Source organism: Halalkalicoccus sp. CG83 (assembly GCF_037081715.1).
In the GTDB taxonomy this organism is placed as follows: domain Archaea; phylum Halobacteriota; class Halobacteria; order Halobacteriales; family Halalkalicoccaceae; genus Halalkalicoccus; species Halalkalicoccus ordinarius.
Genome location: NZ_JAZDDH010000001.1, coordinates 103,263 through 116,544 on the forward strand (window position 1 = coordinate 103,263; position 13,282 = coordinate 116,544).

Below are 13,282 nucleotides of genomic sequence, written 5' to 3' on the forward strand. Positions count from 1 at the left end.
CACTCGTGCGTCGCCCGTGCAGTACACCAGAAGGGCTATACGAGCGTACGGGACGGCTTATGTCGCTCGCGGTCCTGACACCGACAATGGTCGAAGCGATCCGCGCGAAGCCGGGTGAGCTGACCGCGGACGACGTCGTCGACGCCCTCGACTCTGGTCGCCGGGTCCTGATCACCGTCGAGGTCGTCGGCACCGAGAAGCAGGTCGCCCTCCGGCGCCGCGGCGACGTCTACTACTGCGACACGCCGACGACGCTCCACACCCACGACACCGAGTCGGGAATCCGGACGTGTCTGGAGAGTCAGGGCTACGTGCGCTCCGAGGGGAGCGAGGATTAGTCGCTCCAGCCCGAAGGGACGAACATGCCGGCACCGAACGAACGGATGGAGGAGCTCATGATCGCCGACGAACTGGAGTTCCAACACGTACTGGAGTGCGTGTTCGACGTCCAGAAGCACGAGAGCCGAACCTACCTCGCGCTGCTCGACGCGCCGGGGAGCACCGTCGCCGAACTCGCGGAGGACCTCGAGCGCGACCGGAGCAACGTCAACCGGTCGCTCGGAACGCTCGTCGAGAAGGGGCTCGCGGAACGCGAGCGTCGCCTGCTCGATGCCGGCGGCTACGTCTACCAGTACACCGCCGTCCCGCTGCCGGAGGCCAGAGAACGGATGCACGAGGCCGTCGAGGAGTGGAGCGCGCAGGTCCACGAGCGGATCGACGAGTTCGGCTCGGCACGGTAGTCGCGGTTTCCTCGAGTCGTGCCGGCGGTCACGAGGCGCAGTCGGTCGCGAACCCGCTTCCTTTTGGCCGCCCGGCGTCTCTCACCCGACGATGAGCATGGAACTCGACGCGCCGGCGCCCGAGGAGCCCGCGGTCGCCGAGGACGGCGTCTGGCTCGAGTGCATCGAGACCGGCGAGCAGTACGCGCCGTTCGAGGGGATCAGATACCGGAGCGACGCGGGCGGGCTGCTCGAGGTTCGTTACGCCGATCTCCCCGACTTCACGGACTTCTCGGGCCGGGGCGTCTGGCGCTACGCCGACGCGCTCCCGGTCGAGCGCGAGGTGACGATCGACGAGGGCGACACCCCGCTCTACGAGGTGCCCCGGCTTGAGGAGGAACTCGGCGTCGAGTCGCTGCGGGTGAAACACGAGGGGATGAACCCGACGGGGAGCTTCAAGGACCGGGGCATGACCGTCGGCGTCGGCGTCGCGCGCCGGCTGGGGGTCGAGCGCCTCGCCTGTGCCTCGACGGGCAACACCAGCGCCGCGCTCGCTGCCTACGGGGCGCGTGCGGGCATGGAAACGCTCGTGCTGTTGCCCGCGGGCAAGGTGGCCGCCGGCAAGGTCGCCCAGGCGAGCCTCCACGGCGCGCGCATCCTCGAGGTCGACGACAACTTCGATACGTGTCTCGACATCGTCCAGAACCTGGCGAACCGGGGCGAGGCGTACCTGCTCAACTCGCTCAACCCGTTCCGTCTCGAGGGCCAGAAGACGATCGGCCTCGAGATCCTCGAGGCGTTCGAGGACGACTACGGCCGGTTTCCCGACCGTATCTGTCTGCCGGTGGGTAACGCGGGCAACACCGCGGCGCTGTTCAAGGCGTTTCGCGAGCTCGTCGCGGCGGGGGCGATGGAGACCGAACAGGTTCCCAAGCTGACGGGCGTGCAGGCCGAGGGGGCCGCGCCGATGGTCGAGGCGATCGAGGACGATCGGGAAGCGGTCGAGCGCTGGGAGACGGTCGAGACCCGCGCGACCGCGATCCGCATCGGTAACCCGGTCAACGCCCCGAAGGCCCTCCCCGGAATTCGCGAGACCGGCGGCACCGCCGTCGCCGTGAGCGACGAGGAGATCACCGACGCCCAGCGCTCGCTCGCGGAGGAGGGCGTCGGCGTCGAGCCCGCCTCGGCGGCGTCGGTGGCAGGTCTGCGAAAGCTCCGAGAGGAGGGCGTCGTCGGAAGCGAGGAGGACGTCGTCTGTCTCACGACCGGCCACCTGCTGAAGGACCCCGACGCCGCGGCGGCGGCCGGCGCGGACCCCGAGCCGGTCGCCGGCGACACCGACGCCGTGCTGGAACACCTCGCGGAGTGAGGACCTGTCGGCCGAGCTACAGCGTTCGCCGTACCGCGTCGGCGCCGTCGAGCGTGATGTATCGGGCCTCGATGATCCGTTCGTCGGCCTCGAGCCGATCGATCACCTCCTCGGGAACCTTCTCGTCGAGGTCGTAGACGGTGATCGCCTCCCCGCCGATCGACTCGCGGGCGTTGAACATCCCCGCGATGTTGACGTCGTTGTCGCCGAGCGTGGTCGCCACCAGCCCGATCACGCCGGGCTCGTCGTAGTTTCGCGAGATCAGCATGTGGCCGTGCGGGATGGCGTCGACCCGGAAGCCGTCGATCCGAACGATGCGGGGGTCGTCGCCGGCGAACAGCGTCCCCATCACGTCGAGGGTCTCCTCGCCGTCGCCGACGCTGACGGTGATGGCACTGCGGAAGTCCTCGGACTGGTGGGTCTTGGTCTCGGTCACCTCGACCCCGCGATCCTCCGCGATCTGCGGGGCGTTGACCGCGTTGACCTGCCACTCGAGCGGCGAGAAGACGCCCTTCAGCGCGCTCGCAGTCACGAGGTCGATCTCCTCCTCGGCGATCTCGCCCTCGTAGCGGACGTCGACGCTCTCGATCCGCCCGTCGAGCAGCTGGGTGGCGATCGTCCCCGCGGTCTCTGCGATCTCGATGTACGGCCGCACGCGGGGGAAGGCGCTCTCGTCGATCGAGGGGGCGTTCAGCGCGTTCAGTACGGGCTCCTCGTTGAACGCCGCGAGCACCTGTTCCGCCGTACTGACCGCGACGTTCTCCTGGGCGGCCTCGGTCGAGGCGCCCAGATGCGGCGTAACGATCACGTCCTCGACGTCGAGCAGGGGGTTGTCGGGCGAGACCGGCTCCTCCGCGAAGACGTCGATCGCCGCGCCCGCGAGCGTGCCGTCCTCGACCGCGCGTGCGAGCGCCGCCTCGTCGACGACGCCACCGCGAGCGCAGTTGACGAGGTAGCCGCCCTCGAGCCGGGCGAGCTCGTCGTCGCTGATGAGGTCCTCCGTCTCGGGCGTCAGCGGCGTGTGGACGGTGAGGAAGTCCGCCCGGTCGAGACACGCCTCGAACTCGACGAGCTCCGCACCCAACCGGTCCGCGCGGTCCTCGGAGATGTACGGATCGTAGGCGACGAGATCCATCCCCAAGCTGCGCAGGCGTTTCGCGACCTCCTGGCCGACGCGGCCGAGACCGACGATCCCCAGCGTCTTGTCGTTGACCTCGGTGCCGAGGAAGTCGCCCTTCGCCCACTCGCCGGCCTTGAGCCGGGCGTGGGCCTGCGGGATCGAGCGCGCCGACGCGAACGTCATCGCCACGGTGTGTTCGGCGGCGGCCCGGACGTTGCCCTCGGGGGCGTTAGCGACGATCACGCCGTGTTCGGTCGCGGCGTCGATGTCGATGTTGTCGACGCCGATGCCCGCCCGGCCGACGATGATCAGGTCCTCGCCCGCCGCGAGGACCTCCTCGGTGACTTGGGTGCCCGATCGGACGATCAGCCCGTTGACGTCGCCGATCGCGTCCACGAGCGGGTCGCCGTCGAGCTCGTAGTCCGTGACGACCTCGTGGCCGCTCTCGCGCAGCCGTTCGAGCCCCGCATCCGCGATGGGGTCCGTGACCAGAATCCTCATGTCCGAGAGGTTCCACCCGTCGAGGTTAACGCTTGTGTCATCGGCAGCGCTGGCCCCTCGGGACGGGAATCGGTACCGATGCTCGTTACGGATCGATGGCGCGGGAGCGCTAGTTCGACGGTATGGCCGACGCCTTCGGTCGGATGGTCGAGGACTTCCACAGGGAACGGCTCGTCGAGCACCCGATCTACCGCCGTGACGACGGACGGGTGGACGGGGCACACCTGGAGGGATACTTCGCCGGGTACGACGACTGGAGCTCGCTCGCGTCCGGTCGGATCCGGACTCGCCTACCGGCGGTTCCGCGTCGAGTACGACGGCTGCGTGGGTCCGTGGATCGACCTGCTGACGGCGGGTGAACGGGTGCTGGAAGCGTTCGAGACGCCGTGGACGGTCGAGTCGACGTTGCGAAGCGAGGGCGATACGTATGCCGTCGTGCTGGTCCGCGACGCGTGAGCCGCGAGACGGCCGCCGGTCCGTTGCCGGCGAGGAGCCGTCCGCCAGCTGACGGGGCGGAACTGACAAGTGTCTCAGGCACCTGCTGGTGGCTACTATGGCCGTCCCGAAGTTGGGATCGATCCCCGGAAGCGACGTGGTAAGCAGGACGCTCGGCCGGCTCGGTCGGCTGTTTACGAGCGGCGATGGAAACCGGGACGAGGAGCCGAGCGAGTGGCGACGCGTCGAGCGCACCCGCGATCGGACGAAGTGGCGCAACGGGGAGACCGGACAGCTCGTCGTCTGCAAGCGCCAGTACGAGGACGAGTGGACGGCGAAGGCCAAACCCGCGCTCGTCGACGGCGAGCCGGTCGATCTCAGTCTCACCGCCGGACCGACCTCTCGGGAGATCGCCGAGTTCCTCGCCCGCCAGTACATGGCCCACGAGCTCGTGCTCGCGCCGGTCACCGCCATGCGGCCGCGCTGGCACTGACGCCGGCGAGATCCGGACCGAGAGGGCAGCCTTCAAACCCCCCGGGTTCGAACCCCGGCCAATGACCCTTGTCGCGTTCGACTTCGACGGGACGCTCTCGGATTCGGAGATGACCGTGCTGCTCGGCGAGCGCCTCGGCGTCGCCGACGAGATGGCCGAGATCACCGAGCGCGCGATGAACGACGAGATCGGATACGCCGAGAGCCTGCGCGAACGGGCCTCGCTACTGGAAGGACTGGGCGAGGAGGAGGCGGAGGCCGCCTACGGCGAGGTCCGACTCAGACCGGGCACGGCCGAACTGATCGAGGCGCTCAACGAGGCGGGCGTCCACACCGCCGTCCTCACCGGCGGGTTCAAGCGCGGCGTCGAGCGGGCGCTCGAGCGCGAGGACGTGGCCGTCGACTCGATCATCGCGAACCGCCTGCCCCTCGAGGAGAGCGAGGCCCAGGGGGCCTCGGAGTCGAGCGGGCGACGTCCGCGAGCGCTGACCGGCGCGGTCGAGGGCCCGCTGATCGAGGGGACCAAGGACGACGCGCTCGCGGACTTGGCCGACGCACAGGGCATCGTGATGGCCGAGACCGTCGCCGTCGGCGACGGCGCGAACGACCTCCCGATGCTGCAGGTCGCGGGACTCGCCGTCGGTTTCCTCCCGAAGCCCGCCGTCGAGCCCCACTGCGACGACGTAGTCGAGGACATGGCGGAACTCCGGAAGCTGTTCGAGGATCGGGGAATCCTCGCGTAACCCTTCCCCGTGGCTCGCCCGACGCCCGAAATTTTCGAGTTGTTGTGGATGAAAGTATATGCCCGCTCGACGGCGAACGGGGGTATGATCTGGCAGGACCTCGTCTTTCTGATCGGCAGCGCGCTCTCGATCGTCTTCCTGGCGCCGACGCTTCGCGACTCCGACGCACGGGTGCCGCTCGCGACCAGCGTGCCCTCGATGGTGATCGGGCTCATCTACGGCGCGACGTTCGCGTCGCTTGGTATGGGTCTCTCGGCGGTGGGGTCGGCGGCGGCGCTGATGTGGCTGCTGATCGGGCTGTTGCGCTCGCCGCCCTCGTCGGAAACGGTATCGAACCGACGGGGCCGCACGGCGCTGTTCGCCGACGACCTGCATCGATGGTGTCGGCGTAGGCTCGTCCGACGCGACGTCGGCGGCCGATACGTGTACGAACCGTAACGCAGTAGTCCCCCTCGTCCGTCGGTTCTACCGTTCATGACTCCTACACTGCTTCACACGGGCGTCGGTCACCCCGATCTTGCACTACTCGTCCTGACGGCGATCCTCTCGTTCGCCGCCGGGACCGGTATGGGCGCGTACGCGGCACTCAAGGGGAAGCTGTCGAAGCTGACCGGCGAGCCGACCGAGAACTGAGTCGCTACCGGGGAAAGAGGCTCGCGTGGACCGGCGCGAAGTCGACGTCCACGCCGTCGTCCTCCGCGGTGTCGGTGATCGCTCGTCCCGCCAGTCCCTCGTCGAGGAAGTCCGCGAGCGGCGGGCCGACCTTCTCGGGCTCGACGAGGAAGGCGTCGTGGCCGTGGTCCGACTCGACGACGTGGTGGGCGACGTCGCCGTCGCCCGCGCGAAACGCCCGTGCGAGGGTTTCCGACTGTTCGACGGTGAAGTGCCAGTCGCCGGTGAAACTCATTAGGAGCGCCTCGCCCGCGAACGCCGCGAGCGCGTCGGCGTCGGACTCGTGGCCCGCCGAGAGGTCGTAGTTGTCCATCGCCCGCGTGAGGTAGAGGTAGCTGTTGGCGTCGAACCGGTCGACGAACTTCCGCGCCTGGTAGTCGAGGTACGACTCGACGTCGCGGTACGGGAAGAAGTCCGCGGCGGGGTCGGCGGGGAACGCCTCTCGGTGGGCGTCCCGTCCCGCAGAGCGGCGGTCGAACTTCCGGGCCATCGACGCCTTCGAGAGGTACATCATGTGGCCGAGTTGGCGCGCGAGCGCGAGGCCGTCGTCGGGCTCGGGGCCGCCGTAGTAGTCGCCGCCCTGCCAGTTCGGGTCGGTGGTGATCGCCCGGCGGGCGACGGCGTCGAAACCGAGACACTGCGCGTCGAGCCGGGCGGCGGTGGCGACGGGCGCGACCCGGCGGACGTCGTCCGGGTAGCGCATCGCCCAGTCGAGGACGTTCATCCCGCCGACCGACCCGCCGACGACCGCGTGGAGCCGGCCGACGCCGAGTTCGTCGAGCAGCCGACGCTGGGCGCGGGTCCAGTCGGCGACGGTCACCGGCGGGAACTCCGTGCCGTAGGGCTCGCCGGTCTCGGGGTTCTCGCTGGACGGGCCCGAGGAGCCGTAGCACGACCCCGGGACGTTCGCGCAGACGACGTAGTAGTCGGCGGTGTCGATCGCCTTGCCCGGACCGACGATGTCGCTCCACCACGCGGCGGCCTGTCCGGCCGTGTCGTCGCGGCGATGCCCGGTGAGGTGGGCGCTGCCGGTGAGCGCGTGACAGACCAGCACCGCGTTATCGCCGTCGAACTCGCCGTAGGTCTCGTAGGCGAGCTCGAGATTCGGAATCGACTCGCCACACTCGAAGCGGAACTCGCCGAGCTCCGCGACGTCACGGACCGCCTCGGTCATACCGCCTCCGTCGCGTGCTCGATCGCCCGGTCGAGGTCGACCACGATGTCCTCGGGGTCCTCGATGCCGACCGACAGCCGGATCAGGTCGGGCGTGACGCCGCTCGCGCGACGTTCCTCCTCGGAGAGCTGTCCGTGAGTGGTCGAGGCGGGGTGGATGATCAGCGACTTGGCGTCACCGATGTTGGCGAGGAAGCTGACCAGTTCGACCGCCTCGCAGACGCGCTTTCCGCCCTCGTAGCCGTTCTCGAGGCCGAACGCGATCATGCCGCCGAAGCCGCCGTCGAGGTACTCCCTCGCCTGGTCGTGGGTCTCGTGGCTCTCGAGGCCCGGATACGTGACCCACGCCACGTCGGGGTGTTCGGCGAGGTACTCCGCGACGATCGCGGCGTTCTCGCAGTGGCGCTCCATCCGCAGCGGGAACGACTCCAGTCCCTGCAGGGTCTGCCAGGCGTCGAAGGGGGCCTGTTGGGCGCCGAGCGCGCGTAACGATCGGAACCGAACCGCGGCGGCGAAGGGCGCCTCGGGGAAGTCGCGACTGAAATCGGTGTCGTGGTAGGCCGGGTTCGGCCCCGAGAGCTCCTCGTAGCCCTCCCAGTCGAAGCTGCCGCCGTCGATCAGCGCGCCGCCGACCGTCGTTCCCGAGCCGTGGAGCCACTTGGTCGTCGACTCCCAGACCAGGTCGGCGCCGCGTTCGAGCGGTCGACAGAGGTAGGGCGTAGCGAAGGTGTTGTCGACGAACAGCGGGACGCCGTTCGCGTGGGCGATCTCGCCGATCCGTTCGAGGTCCGGCGTGACGAGCGACGGGTTGCCGATCGTCTCGCAGTGGACGAACGCCGTCTCGTCGTCGATCGTTTCCTCGTACTCCTCGTAGTCGAGCGTGTCGACGAACCGGGGCTCGATCCCGCGACGGCCGGCGACGTGGTTGAGGTAGGCGGTCGTACCGCCGTAGATCGACGAGGAGGTGACGACGTTGTCGCCGGGTGCGGCGAGCAGGAACGTCGCGGCGTCGAACGCCGCCATTCCCGAGGCGGTGGCGACGGCCTCCTCCCCGCCCTCGAGCGCGGCGAGGCGCTCCTCGAGGGCTCGAACGGTGGGGTTGCTGATCCGCGAGTAGATGTCACCCTCGGCCTTCAGCGCGTAGAGGTCGGCAGCGTGGTCCGCGTTCTCGAAGGCGTACGACGTGGTCTGGTAGATCGGCGTCGCACGCGCTCTCGTGGTCGGATCGGCGTGTGCGCCGGCGTGGACGCTGTGCGTCCTCGGTCCCCACTCACTCATGTGTAGGACGCATATCACCGCGTTCAGTTATAACCAGCAATAACGGCAAGATTCGCATCATGACGGACGTCGTTGACACACGGCCGGAGCTCGAGCGGACGAGGGCGAGCAAGCAAACCGGGCCCGCCGATGGCTCCGGTCGGCGACCTCGTGGCGTTCGGCCTGCCCCGGCGAGACTACCACTCACAGCCCTCGGTACCGCTGGAGCCGTCCAGGGTCCGGGACGGACCGTCCACCGATCCCGACGGCGAAACGGGCCGCGATGAACGAAACATCAACTTTTCGTGACTGTGAACTAAAGGCCGCTCCGCCCTACGGAGGGTATGGTAGAGATCCCCGAATCGGTTCGCGACCGGCTCGAGTCGCTACCCCACGTCGTCGGCACCGGCGTCGGTAAGAAGCGAGTGGACGGACGGAAGACGGACGAGGACTGCGTCGTAGTCTTCGTCGACCGAAAGGTCGCCGAGACGCAACTCGACGACGAGGAGGTCGTTCCCCGGTCGGTCGACTGTGACGGCGAGACGCTCCCGACCGACGTTCAGGAGGTCGGTGACGTCACCGCGCTGGCGGCCGAGCCAGCACGGGAGGCCGAGCGCACCGAGCGGCTCCGGCCCGCGCCGGCCGGCGTCTCGCTCGCCCACCCGTCGGTCAGCGCCGGGACCATGGGCTCGACGCTGCTCGAGACCGAGAGCGGCGACCGGGTGGTCCTGACGAACGCCCACGTCGCCGCGCCGATCGGGGAGGCGAGCGAGGGCGACCTCGTGCTCCAGCCGGGTCCCGCGGACGGGGGCGACGCGAGCGACGAGATCGGTCGGCTCCTCGAGTGGACCGAGGTCACCACCGAGGCGCCCAACGCGACCGACTCGGCGCTCGTCTCGGTCGATCCCGACGACGTCGAGGAAGAGGTGCTCGGGATCGGACCGCTGGTCGGCTTCACGGAACCCGCCATCGACGCCGACGAGGAGTACACGAAGAGCGGCCGAACGACGGGCGTCACGACGGGCGAGCTCCGCGGGCGTGACGCCCGCATCCGAGTCGGCGGGTACGGCGCCCGGCCCGCCGTCTTCGAGGGCGTCGACCTGTTCACGCCGATGGGCGAGGGTGGCGACTCGGGGAGCCTGATCGGGATCGACGACGGCGGGTTCCGCGCGACGGACCTGCTGTTCGCGGGCAGCCCCGAGGCGACGATCGGAGTCCCGATCGCGGCGCTCGAGGCCGAACACGGAGAACTGTCCGTCGTCGGCGAAAGCGGGAACGGCGAGGACGGAGGTGACGTTCCCGACGAGACCGACGAGGACGGTCCGGCCGGTGGCTTCGGACGACGGCTCCGTGACCGGCTCGAACGCCATCACGGCGACGTCCGCGAGGAGAACGGGGCATTCCGAGTGGACGCGTGGCCCCTCGACCTGCTCGTCGTTCCCGGCGAGGATCCCGATTGGGCCGCCGAGCGGGCGCGCGGATCGGACGCCGACGCGGTCGCCATCGCCGTGCCCGTCGACACGGACGGCCGGCTTCCCGCGATTCCAGCGGGCGTCGCCGTCGTGCGGGTCGACCCGTAGACCGACCGTACGGGTTAGGTGAGTGGGACCCGTAGCGGGGAGCAGTGACGTCTCCGAGACGCGACCGGATCGCCCTGGCGAGCGTGATCTTCGTCGTGCTGCTCGCGCAGGTGGTGCTGTATCCGGGGATCGCTGGACTGGTCGCGGCGCTCGGCGCGAGCACCGACCTCGACGCGAGCATGTGGTTTCTCGTCGCCGAGTTCTCGGCGTTCGTCGTCTGTGCGAGCCTCTGGGGGGCCGCGAGCGATCGTGCCGGACGGCGGGCGCCCTTCATCGCCGCCGGGGCGCTCGGCGGGGCGACGGGCTACCTCCTGCTCGCGATCCTTCCCGGCGTCGTCGACGTCCGCTTCGCCCACGTGCTCGCGATCCGCGTCGGCCAGGGCGCAATGACGATCGCCGCCTTCTCGCTCGCGATCACGATGCTGATGGACCTGCCGGGCGGCCACGGGAAGAACATGGGCGCGGCGGGCATCGCGATCGGGCTGGGAACCGCGAGCGGCGCGCCGTTGGGTGGCCGGCTCGCCGCGATCGATCCGCTCGTCCCGCTGTGGGCCGCCGGGGGACTGCTGCTCGCGGTCGTCCCCCTTCTAGTGCTCATCGACGACCGTGCGCCCGCCCCCGACCGACGGAGCGCCCGGGAGATCGTCGGCGGACTCGCGCGGACGCCGACGCTCGGGCTGCCCTACGCCTTCGGGTTCGTCGACAGGCTGACGGCGGGCTTCTTCGCGCTCGTGGGCGTCTTCTACTTCCAGGAGACGTTCGGGATCGGCCCCGCCGAGACCGGGATCGTCCTCGGGCTGTTCTTCGCGCCGTTCGCGCTGCTCCAGTATCCCATGGGCGTGCTCTCCGATCGGATCGGCCGGACGGTCCCGATCGTGGTCGGCTCGGTCTGCTACGGCGGCTCGATCGTGCTCGTCGGACTCGTGCCGACGCTCGAACTCGCGCAGGCGTCGATGGTGCTCGTGGGGGTGCTCGGCGCGCTGGTCGCGCCCGCGACGATGGCGCTGGTGACCGATCTCGCCCGGGATAGCGAGCGCGGCGCGGCGATGGCCGGCTTCAACATCGCGGGCAGCCTGGGTTTTCTGACCGGCTTTCTCCTGGGTGGTACCGTCGCGAGCACCTACGGCTATCTCGCCGCCTTCCTCGTCGTTGGCGGCCTCGAAGTACTGATCGCCGCGGTCGCCGTGCCGCTCTTTCTGCGCGTCGACCTCCCGCTGGAGGCGTCGTTCCAGCCCGAGCGGTAGGAACGCGGTCGACGTGGTAGAAGACCCGTCACGACGGTCCGTCGAAACCTTCGGTGACCGATAGAAATGGCGTGCTGAATACGGCGGGTGGAGTCAGCACCTGGTTGCTAGTAGCTTCCGAGGATTTCAACGGATTCCGGATGTCGAGTTTCGAACGGCGTACCTCTCCTATCCAGGTCCGAAGGCCGCGATGTCGGCCCCCACCGTCGCCAGTGCGTCGGCGGGGTTCGGGTCGTCGTCGGCCAGATGCGTGTACCGGTGTTCCGGGATGCTCGACAGTGCTGCCGTGACGGCCTCGCTGTACGTCTCGACGCCCGGTTCCGTCGGGTCATCGCCGCCCCAGACGTCCCGAATGACCGTCATCGAATCGATGCGCACTTCCAGCGTGCGTGGTTCGTAGCGAGCCGCCAGTTCGGAGAGTCCGAGCTGGAGGGCGACGTATTCGGCGGTGTTGTTCCCCGTCCGGGAGCCGACGGGTCGGCCGAGACGGGCGAGTTGGTCCTCCGCAGCGTCCATGATGACGGCGCCCGCACCTGCAGGACCGGGGTTGCCGCGTGAACTGCCGTCGACGTAGAGGACGAACGCGTCGCTCGTCGGCTCGGGGACGGGTGGCCGGGTGAGTCCCGACGTCAGCAGGCGTTCGAGTGCGCGACGCAACTCGGCCGGGGTGGTCGCGGGGTCGAAGAGACCGCCGTAGCCGGGGACGGCGTCGTCGATGGCGTCGATGGCGGCCGCCACCTCGTAGCCGACGCCCGCGAGCACCTCGTCGACGAGCGTGGCGAGCGGCGAGAGGTGTTCGGCCGGGAGGGGGTCGTCGGTCACGCCACTGCCCCCTTCGGGCTTCGGTTCCGGACCCTCACACCCTCGTTTCCGACTGATCCCGTTGTCCGGTCGCACCACTCCATATAGGTCCTCGGTGGGTGAGTGGGATAATCTCTTCAGGTACTACCGGTACGGGCCGTTTCGAATCAGTCGGCCCCGTGAGGTCCTCAGCGGCTGATACGAACGGCCTGCCGAATCTAGCGAGCGCTCGTTACTAGTTAGGCGAGATCCGGGTCAACCGGGAGATACGCGCCCTGTGTCCGGCACGAGGGCCGCGTCCTACCACCGATCGAGTGTTTTCGGGAACCGCCGACGGGCTGGAGACGTTCGTCGACGGGCTGATGGCGGGACGCTCGTGACGGTCGTCCTCGCCTGGCGCGGCGGCTACTGGGGGCTGCTCGGACGGCTCCACTACCCGCTGGTGGTGCTGGCGCTCCTCGTCCTTCTGGACGTGCTTCGCTACCGGAGCCTGCTCGGATTCAACGTCTGAGGACCGGATCGCGGCCGAAGAGCCGCCGGTACTTGACCTGCCGGCAAGGGCAGGCCGCCACCTTGTTCGTCTTCCGGCGTTGAGTATACCCATGTCATCAGGCTCAGGCGGCATCCCCGATCCGCTTCGAAAAAGCTTGGAGCAGGGTCTGGAGGCGGCGTTCGCCGTCGACTCGCTCTCGCAGCTCGCGGACGCCGTCGACTTCGAGGGGCTCGCCGCGGGCGACCCCGACGCGATGGACTTCGAGCGCATGGGAGAGCTGGTCGGCCAGATGGGCGGCAGGCTCGTCGTCAAGCGGACCCTCGGGCGGTTCACGCCCGGTCAGCTCGCCGAACAGACCGTCGGCTACGCGATCGGCGGCGCGATCGGTCGCGAGGGCGGACGGCTCATCCTCAGGGTAGTCGAGGACCAGCGCGGCGACCCGATCGAGGTCGACATCGAGGTCGAGGAGGAGACCGACGTAGAGGAGTTCGACGAGTTCACCGACCTCGACGAGGAGGACGGGGACGACGAGGGCTTCGAAGTCGACATCGGCGGCCCCGAGGACGGCGGGGACGGCGACGCGGACGACGGACGGTAGACCGACGCTCGCGCGACGGACGTTTTCTACGGACGCTCCGGGGTCGGAGACCGAACGATAGCCTCGCTCGTCGGTGCGCCCCCGG

16 protein-coding genes are annotated in these 13,282 nt (G+C 69.3%); 12 read left to right on the top strand and 4 right to left on the bottom strand.

Going from position 1 to position 13,282, the window contains the following annotated elements; genetic code table 11:
- Window positions 1–86: 86 nt before the first annotated feature.
- From V0Z78_RS00485 to thrC, 3 genes are all read left to right on the top strand, one after another.
- The gene (locus V0Z78_RS00485; RefSeq protein WP_336342656.1) at window positions 87–338 is read left to right on the top strand and encodes a hypothetical protein; all 252 of its coding nucleotides are present in this window, start codon (window positions 87–89) and stop codon (window positions 336–338) included.
- 45 nt (window positions 339–383) lie between these two features.
- Window positions 384–740 (top strand): helix-turn-helix domain-containing protein, encoded by a 357-nt coding sequence (locus V0Z78_RS00490; protein ID WP_409338707.1) that lies wholly within the window; start codon window positions 384–386, stop codon window positions 738–740.
- Between the two features lie 91 nt (window positions 741–831).
- On the top strand, window positions 832–2,088 hold the full coding sequence (gene thrC / locus V0Z78_RS00495; protein WP_336342658.1) for a threonine synthase: 1,257 nt from the start codon (window positions 832–834) through the stop codon (window positions 2,086–2,088).
- Window positions 2,089–2,104: 16 nt separating this feature from the next.
- Here thrC and serA read toward each other — a convergent pair whose 3' ends face one another.
- Entirely contained in the window at window positions 2,105–3,709 is a 1,605-nt protein-coding gene (gene serA, locus V0Z78_RS00500) for a phosphoglycerate dehydrogenase (RefSeq protein WP_336342659.1), read from the bottom strand.
- Window positions 3,710–4,033: 324 nt separating this feature from the next.
- Here serA and V0Z78_RS00505 point away from each other — a divergent pair, with 324 nt between their 5' ends.
- From V0Z78_RS00505 to V0Z78_RS00525, 5 genes are all read left to right on the top strand, one after another.
- Entirely contained in the window at window positions 4,034–4,165 is a 132-nt protein-coding gene (locus V0Z78_RS00505; RefSeq protein ID WP_336342660.1) for a hypothetical protein, read from the top strand.
- Between the two features lie 97 nt (window positions 4,166–4,262).
- A complete protein-coding gene (locus V0Z78_RS00510) occupies window positions 4,263–4,637 on the top strand; it encodes a hypothetical protein (RefSeq protein WP_336342661.1) in 375 nt (124 codons plus the stop codon).
- A 61-nt stretch (window positions 4,638–4,698) separates the two neighbouring features.
- The gene (gene serB / locus V0Z78_RS00515; protein ID WP_336342662.1) at window positions 4,699–5,379 is read left to right on the top strand and encodes a phosphoserine phosphatase SerB; all 681 of its coding nucleotides are present in this window, start codon (window positions 4,699–4,701) and stop codon (window positions 5,377–5,379) included.
- A gap of 84 nt (window positions 5,380–5,463) precedes the next feature.
- The gene (locus V0Z78_RS00520; protein WP_336342663.1) at window positions 5,464–5,817 is read left to right on the top strand and encodes a hypothetical protein; all 354 of its coding nucleotides are present in this window, start codon (window positions 5,464–5,466) and stop codon (window positions 5,815–5,817) included.
- Window positions 5,818–5,853: 36 nt separating this feature from the next.
- Window positions 5,854–6,012: a hypothetical protein gene (locus V0Z78_RS00525; protein WP_336342664.1), complete on the top strand. Its 159-nt coding sequence runs from the start codon at window positions 5,854–5,856 to the stop codon at window positions 6,010–6,012.
- 4 nt (window positions 6,013–6,016) lie between these two features.
- Here the strand turns inward: V0Z78_RS00525 and metX are convergent, their stop codons facing one another.
- Together metX and V0Z78_RS00535 are read right to left on the bottom strand one after the other, a co-directional pair.
- Entirely contained in the window at window positions 6,017–7,225 is a 1,209-nt protein-coding gene (metX, locus tag V0Z78_RS00530) for a homoserine O-acetyltransferase MetX (RefSeq protein WP_336342665.1), read from the bottom strand.
- Complete coding sequence (locus V0Z78_RS00535) at window positions 7,222–8,502, bottom strand: O-acetylhomoserine aminocarboxypropyltransferase/cysteine synthase family protein (protein ID WP_336342666.1); 1,281 nt, start codon at window positions 8,500–8,502, stop codon at window positions 7,222–7,224. Before V0Z78_RS00535 ends, metX begins: the two co-directional genes overlap by 4 nt.
- A gap of 323 nt (window positions 8,503–8,825) precedes the next feature.
- On the opposite strand from V0Z78_RS00535, the gene V0Z78_RS00540 reads away from it, so the two are divergent.
- Together V0Z78_RS00540 and V0Z78_RS00545 are read left to right on the top strand one after the other, a co-directional pair.
- Complete coding sequence (locus V0Z78_RS00540; protein WP_336342667.1) at window positions 8,826–10,061, top strand: hypothetical protein; 1,236 nt, start codon at window positions 8,826–8,828, stop codon at window positions 10,059–10,061.
- A gap of 44 nt (window positions 10,062–10,105) precedes the next feature.
- On the top strand, window positions 10,106–11,305 hold the full coding sequence (locus tag V0Z78_RS00545) for an MFS transporter (protein WP_336342668.1): 1,200 nt from the start codon (window positions 10,106–10,108) through the stop codon (window positions 11,303–11,305).
- Between the two features lie 168 nt (window positions 11,306–11,473).
- Here the strand turns inward: V0Z78_RS00545 and V0Z78_RS00550 are convergent, their stop codons facing one another.
- On the bottom strand, window positions 11,474–12,127 hold the full coding sequence (locus V0Z78_RS00550) for a ribonuclease HI family protein (RefSeq protein ID WP_336342669.1): 654 nt from the start codon (window positions 12,125–12,127) through the stop codon (window positions 11,474–11,476).
- 355 nt (window positions 12,128–12,482) lie between these two features.
- Between V0Z78_RS00550 and V0Z78_RS00555 the strand changes: the two genes are divergently transcribed.
- Together V0Z78_RS00555 and V0Z78_RS00560 are read left to right on the top strand one after the other, a co-directional pair.
- On the top strand, window positions 12,483–12,617 hold the full coding sequence (locus V0Z78_RS00555; RefSeq protein ID WP_336342670.1) for a hypothetical protein: 135 nt from the start codon (window positions 12,483–12,485) through the stop codon (window positions 12,615–12,617).
- A 91-nt stretch (window positions 12,618–12,708) separates the two neighbouring features.
- Window positions 12,709–13,197: a hypothetical protein gene (locus tag V0Z78_RS00560; protein ID WP_336342671.1), complete on the top strand. Its 489-nt coding sequence runs from the start codon at window positions 12,709–12,711 to the stop codon at window positions 13,195–13,197.
- Window positions 13,198–13,282 lie beyond the last annotated feature (85 nt).

Coding starts and splice junctions, on each gene's coding strand:
- V0Z78_RS00485 (WP_336342656.1), top strand. CDS start 87: ATGGTCGAAGCGATCCGCGCGAAGCCGGGTGAGCTGACCGCGGACGAC.
- V0Z78_RS00490 (WP_409338707.1), top strand. CDS start 384: ATGGAGGAGCTCATGATCGCCGACGAACTGGAGTTCCAACACGTACTG.
- thrC (WP_336342658.1), top strand. CDS start 832: ATGAGCATGGAACTCGACGCGCCGGCGCCCGAGGAGCCCGCGGTCGCC.
- serA (WP_336342659.1), bottom strand. CDS start 3,709: ATGAGGATTCTGGTCACGGACCCCATCGCGGATGCGGGGCTCGAACGG.
- V0Z78_RS00510 (WP_336342661.1), top strand. CDS start 4,263: ATGGCCGTCCCGAAGTTGGGATCGATCCCCGGAAGCGACGTGGTAAGC.
- serB (WP_336342662.1), top strand. CDS start 4,699: ATGACCCTTGTCGCGTTCGACTTCGACGGGACGCTCTCGGATTCGGAG.
- V0Z78_RS00520 (WP_336342663.1), top strand. CDS start 5,464: ATGATCTGGCAGGACCTCGTCTTTCTGATCGGCAGCGCGCTCTCGATC.
- V0Z78_RS00525 (WP_336342664.1), top strand. CDS start 5,854: ATGACTCCTACACTGCTTCACACGGGCGTCGGTCACCCCGATCTTGCA.
- metX (WP_336342665.1), bottom strand. CDS start 7,225: ATGACCGAGGCGGTCCGTGACGTCGCGGAGCTCGGCGAGTTCCGCTTC.
- V0Z78_RS00535 (WP_336342666.1), bottom strand. CDS start 8,502: ATGAGTGAGTGGGGACCGAGGACGCACAGCGTCCACGCCGGCGCACAC.
- V0Z78_RS00540 (WP_336342667.1), top strand. CDS start 8,826: ATGGTAGAGATCCCCGAATCGGTTCGCGACCGGCTCGAGTCGCTACCC.
- V0Z78_RS00560 (WP_336342671.1), top strand. CDS start 12,709: ATGTCATCAGGCTCAGGCGGCATCCCCGATCCGCTTCGAAAAAGCTTG.